Here is a 4,994-nt window from a genome sequence, read left to right as displayed (position 1 = left end):
GCGTACTCGCGCCGACATTGCCGGCGCTGCCCGTGCCGACGCGGTAGCTGGCGTCGAACCGCGTGCCCGGCGCAGGACGCCGCCCGTGCGTGCCGTCGCCGAAGCGCAGCCACGCCACGCCCGCATCGTCGGGCTCGACGACGAAGTGCGGGTCCTCCGCGTGGCTTCCGAGCAGATCCTGCTGCGCGAACCAGTCGACCGACTGTCCCTCGAGGCTGCCGGCGAGCTTGATCGCGGGCACGGCGCCCGCCGCATCGGGCCGTTGCAGCGCCGTTGCCGAAGCGCCGAGGTCCCTGGGATCGAAAGGCACGGCCCAGCTGAGCGGCGACTGGGCCAGGCTGGGCCTGAAGCGTGGCGGCACCGGCTCGCGCTGCGACGCGCTGCACATCGTGGAGCTTGCCAACGGCGCGAGAGAGAGCGTCGGCTGGGGCACTGCGCCGAGGGTCTCGGTCGCCGTGAGGCGCAGCCCGTGATCGGCCATCACGATGTTGCCGCGGGCGACGCTGATGTCGCTGACGTCGGTCTCCGTGCTGTTCTTCGCGATGCGCGCCGAGAGGCACAGCGGGAAGGCCAGCGCGTCGTCCGTGGCCCAGGCGATCTGCGTGACCGGTTGTTTGTAGAGCGGGTCCTGCAGCGCGTGGCCGTTGGCGTCGTCGACCGTGACGCTGACCAGCCGCACCGCCTGCCGGTGGGCCGGGTCGGCGTCCGCTGGCAGCCCGGTCTCGGGCCCGAGCACTTCCTCGAACACCAGCACGTCGCCCGGCTTCAGGTTCGGGAAGCGGCCGCGCAGGGTCGCCCGCGTCGCGCCGCGGGGCAGCGCGCAGCGCCGGTCGCCCCAGGTGTGGAAGCCGATCTGCTGATGCGCCTGGAAGAGCGTCGCGGCCTGCGCCGTCTCGAACACGACCGGACGGCCGGACAGCGCGGCGGCGTAGCCGGCCTTCGCGACCACCGGCGCGGCGCCGGCCGGTCCGCCGAGGATCGGCGTGTGCTCCGGCAACGCCACGTTGTCGGCCTGCACCTGCACCTGCACCCAGGCGCGGGCGCTGCAGCCTTCCTGCATGAAGTAGTCGACCAGGCGGGCATGGCGGCGCACCGAGGTGCGCAGGCGTGCCGTGCCCAGGTAGGCCTCGGTCGCCACGGCATCCTGCTGGTAGCTCAGGTAGTCGCCGACGTAGGCCAGCATCTCGACCAGCGCGATGCCCAGATCGGCCACGTGGCTTTCCTGCCAGCCGGGCACCTGCGTGGCGAGGCGGTCGAGCATGAGCTGGCGGAAGCCCGCGTAGTCCTTCGCCAGGTAGTTGAGCTCCGGCACCGCCACCACGGCGGGCGCGCAGGTCGCGGCCGGCTGGCAGTCGAAAGGCGAAGGGCAATCGACCTTGAACGAGAACTGCGCCGACGCCAGCACCGGGTCCATGCCCGCCATCGRCAGGCCGCTGCCGTCCAGCTGCACGAGCTGGAGCGTGTAGGTCGAGAAGTCGCCGGGCTGGTCGACGTGCAGCACCAGCACGTCGCCGTCGTAGGCGGGCGGCTGGTCGACCCGGATGCCGGTGAAGCGCTCGCCGCCACTGATCCGCACATGGGCAGCCGTGATGCCGGCGGGTGCCGGCTCGCGCAGGAAATGCACGCGCAGCCCCTGCTGGAACTGGGCCCCGACATCGACGACCTCGACGAAGTCGATGCCGTTGAGCGTGCTCGAGTTGGCGACGTCGATGCGCCGCTGGGCGTCGCAGCAGAGCGTCTGGTTCATCTCAACCCCCTCCGCGGGTGAACTCGGCCGACATGCGCTGCTGGGTCGCGAGCACCACGTACTGGACGGTCACCGTCACCGTGCTGTCCACGCTCTCGACCTGGACGCCGGTGAACTTGATCAGGTCGCCGAGCCACTGCTGCAGCGCGCCCTGCACCAGGAACTGGGTCGCGGTCGCCAGCTCGGGGCTGGTCGGCGCGAACAGCAGCTGCGCCAGCCCGGTGCCGAAGGTCGGCCGGTTCACGCGCTCGCCCGGCGCGGTGAACAGCACCTGCTCGATCAGGTCGCGGATGTGGTCGTCGCCCACGGCTTGCGCCGTGCGGCCCTGGGCGTCGAATCCGTAGGGGTAGCCGAGCTGCATCACATCCCCCTGGCGCGGATCTGCGAAGGCGCCACCAACACCCCCGTGCCGTTGGGCACGCACTGCGCCTGGCTGTCCACCAGCAGCACCGGCGCACCGCCGGCCTTGACGCGGGTCGCGACCGTGGTCCAGGCAGCGCTCACGCACGGGCTCGGCGCACCCGAGACATTGAAGGCGCAGGCCGAGACCATGTAGGCCGCGGCCTGCGTGACCACCGCCTGCTTGTTCAGCGTGACGCGCGCGAAGGGCGCCGTCGCCTTGGCCTGCCCGGCGTGCATGCAGGTCACCACCGAGGTCTGGTCGAGCAGGAAGCCGGGCATCAGATCACCTCCAGCGCGCCGTCGTTGATCGACACGCCCGTGGCACCGATGGCGATGCTGAACGCGGCCATCGCGAGCTTGATGCCGTCGGAATCGAGCGTGAGCTTGAGCGGCACCGCGACCGCCGGCGGGCTGACCTCCAGGATGAAGCCGCCGACGCCGGGCAGGTCGCTCATCTGGAGACTGATGCAGTCGGTCTTGAACACCTTCATCTCCGCGACCGCGGGCATCGCGGGCACCTCGCCGGCGCCCCAGAAGCAGCCGCTCCAGATCGGCTGCTCGGGATTGCCGCCCTCGAACTCGACCCAGATGTTGGCGCCCACCGGCGGCACCGCGAAGAAGCCCACGCCCGAGCCGCCATAGGGCGCGCACGGCAGGGCCCATGACAGCGTGCCGTCGCCGAGCACCGCCGCGACGCTGATCTGCACGCGACCGAGCATCATCGGATCGACGTTGTTCTCGACCTTGCCGCGGTACTTGCCGTAGAAGGGGGTCATGGCCTCACCACCGGGACGGTCGATCCCCAGCCTTCGCGCGCCAGCGTGAACGACTGCGAATAGTTTTCCTTGCGGATCCGGTGCCTGACGTTCTTCACGTACCAGAGCCCGTCGTGCAGGTAGCCCGCGCCGCGCACGCCCACCACCCCGCGCGCCTGCAGGATGTCGCCGTAGCGCAGGGCGTCGAGCTCGCCGTTGGCAACCACCAGGTCCATCGAATCCTCGAGCAGGGCCTGGGCGCGCCCGTAGGCCTGCATCGCATCGACGCCCGACTCGCGGAACTGGGTGGTGCGCACGTTCGGCTGGTCCACGAGCCAGGCGGGCAGCGAGGCCAGCGGCGGCCGCAGGCTGGCGAAGAGCCTCACCGGCAGCTCCTGGTTGGTCAGCCGGTCCTGCACCTTGCCGCTCAGCTGGGTCGGCCCGAGGCCGTTGCTGTGGACGCTGAAGTCCCTGACGTTGCTGTTCGGCCCCATGTTGACCGTGATCGCACTCTGCGGCAGCCCGACGCGCACCGGCGGGCCCCAGTACGCGGTGTTGGTCATTGGCACCGGGCCGGGCACGATGTAGAAGACGTAGCCGTGGCGGAGCGCCAGGAAGCGCAGGTGTTCGAGGTCGGTGCGCAGCTGCACCGGCACGCGGTCGATCGGCAGCGGCGGATCGATCACCGGCGGCGGGATCAGGTTCGGGATGAGCCCGTACTCGGCATAGCTGCCGATCAGCTTCAGCGCGACCAGACCGTCGTCGAGGCCGACATGCTCGGCGCTCTTTTCCTCCAGGTCCAGCTTGACGCTCACGTCATCGCCGGTCAGTGTGATGAACGAGCGCCCGGGCTCGTCGCTGGCGGAGAACTCGCGCTGCGTCACGAAGCCGTCCATCAGCACGCGCGGCGTGGCGTTGAAGGTGACGATCACGATCACGCGGTTCCAGGTCTGCAGCAAGGGGCTGGCCAGCAGGGCGTAGTCGAGCAGGTCGGCGGGGCCGGAGCGGCCGACCTGGAAGCGGATCTGGAAGCCCGATCGATCGTCGCCGGTGTGGACCTCGACCTCCTCGAGCGCCTCCATCAAGTCCACGGGCGCCGGCAGCGGCACCGACGGGCCGATCAGCAGGGTCAGGTGAATGCCGAGGAAGTCCATGGTCAGAACTGCGGCGACGCGATGCGCAGCACGCGCCCGAGTGTCGCGGTGAGTTCGAAGGGATCGAGCGCATCGTTGGCATCGCAGATGCGCCAGTACTGCTCCGGGTCGCCGAAGGTGCGCGCCGCGATCAGGTCGAGCCGGTCGCTCTGCGTCACCGTGACGCCCATCACCAGCGGCATGGCGCTGCCCGCAGGCAGGAAGCGCCGGCCGAAATAGCTCACGACGCGTCCGTCCGCGCCCGTGTGGCTCAGCACCGGAAGATTGGCATAGCGACTGGTAGTTGCCATGGTCTACATCCCCGTGCTGACGCCGCCGCTGAACGACAGCGAACCCGACGCCGAAGCGTTGCCGACCGTGTTGAGCGTGGCCATCGTCTCCTTGGCCACCTGGTGCGCCAGGAAGAGCGCATAGCCCGGGTGCGTGATCGGCAGGTCGTTGTAGCTGAGCACGCGAAGGCCGAGCTGCACCTTGGCGCGGGTCGGATTGAGATTGACGTCGTAGGCCTCCTCGGTGATCGAGAAGGTGCTAATGCGCACCGGCAGCACGCGCTGCGGTCCCMAGATGAACAAGGTGAAGGGGGCGGCCGGCGGAATGATCTCGATCGTGCCGACGGCCAGCAGGATCGTGTTGGCGATCACCAGGCTGCTCTTCGGATAGACCAGCATCTCGAGCGCCGACAGCTGCGGATAGATGCCGGAGCCCACGGCGAGCGGGTTGGCCTGCTCGAGCTGGTCGGTGGCGTCGATCTCGACGTCGAGCGAGATGGTCTCGACCGGCGCGCCCTTCAGGCGCAGCGCCTCGCCCCGGTCGCCGTCGTCCGAGCGCGTGGTCTGCGCCTCGATCTGGCGCGTCATGGTGTCCGGGTTGTACTGGAAGCTGATGATGCTCGCGAGCGGATTGAACGGATCGATGCCGACGATCGCGCCCTTCACG

General features: G+C 69.8%; 7 protein-coding genes. All 7 read right to left on the bottom strand.

From position 1 onward, the window contains the following. The coding region (locus AC1DY5_RS41840; protein ID WP_478120321.1) for a baseplate J/gp47 family protein at positions 1–1,747 on the bottom strand (1,747 nt) is incomplete at its 3' end. Position 1,748: 1 nt separating this feature from the next. Continuing rightward, entirely contained in the window at positions 1,749–2,108 is a 360-nt protein-coding gene (locus AC1DY5_RS41835) for a GPW/gp25 family protein (RefSeq protein ID WP_478120320.1), read from the bottom strand. Beyond that, the gene (locus tag AC1DY5_RS41830; protein WP_478120319.1) at positions 2,108–2,428 is read right to left on the bottom strand and encodes a hypothetical protein; all 321 of its coding nucleotides are present in this window, start codon (positions 2,426–2,428) and stop codon (positions 2,108–2,110) included. The genes AC1DY5_RS41835 and AC1DY5_RS41830 overlap by 1 nt, the downstream gene beginning before the upstream one ends. Next, positions 2,428–2,925: a phage baseplate assembly protein V gene (locus AC1DY5_RS41825; protein ID WP_478120318.1), complete on the bottom strand. Its 498-nt coding sequence runs from the start codon at positions 2,923–2,925 to the stop codon at positions 2,428–2,430. The genes AC1DY5_RS41830 and AC1DY5_RS41825 overlap by 1 nt, the downstream gene beginning before the upstream one ends. Continuing rightward, a complete protein-coding gene (locus AC1DY5_RS41820) occupies positions 2,922–4,058 on the bottom strand; it encodes a hypothetical protein (protein ID WP_478120317.1) in 1,137 nt (378 codons plus the stop codon). The genes AC1DY5_RS41825 and AC1DY5_RS41820 overlap by 4 nt, the downstream gene beginning before the upstream one ends. Before the next feature lie 2 nt (positions 4,059–4,060). Continuing rightward, positions 4,061–4,348 (bottom strand): LysM domain-containing protein, encoded by a 288-nt coding sequence (locus AC1DY5_RS41815; RefSeq protein ID WP_478120316.1) that lies wholly within the window; start codon positions 4,346–4,348, stop codon positions 4,061–4,063. A 3-nt stretch (positions 4,349–4,351) separates the two neighbouring features. After that, positions 4,352–4,994: hypothetical protein (locus tag AC1DY5_RS41810; protein WP_478120315.1), on the bottom strand; the 643-nt coding region annotated here is incomplete at its 5' end.

The sequence above is a fragment of the Variovorax sp. P4_D9 genome (assembly GCF_056401695.1).
The sequence above is the reverse complement of the archived record's forward strand: the minus strand, read 5'-3'. Positions and strand labels throughout refer to the sequence as shown.

What these genes read in the sequence shown, in the direction of transcription:
- AC1DY5_RS41835 (WP_478120320.1), bottom strand. Translation starts at nt 2,108, where the DNA reads ATGCAGCTCGGCTACCCCTACGGATTCGACGCCCAGGGCCGCACGGCG.
- AC1DY5_RS41830 (WP_478120319.1), bottom strand. Translation starts at nt 2,428, where the DNA reads ATGCCCGGCTTCCTGCTCGACCAGACCTCGGTGGTGACCTGCATGCAC.
- AC1DY5_RS41825 (WP_478120318.1), bottom strand. Translation starts at nt 2,925, where the DNA reads ATGACCCCCTTCTACGGCAAGTACCGCGGCAAGGTCGAGAACAACGTC.
- AC1DY5_RS41820 (WP_478120317.1), bottom strand. Translation starts at nt 4,058, where the DNA reads ATGGACTTCCTCGGCATTCACCTGACCCTGCTGATCGGCCCGTCGGTG.
- AC1DY5_RS41815 (WP_478120316.1), bottom strand. Translation starts at nt 4,348, where the DNA reads ATGGCAACTACCAGTCGCTATGCCAATCTTCCGGTGCTGAGCCACACG.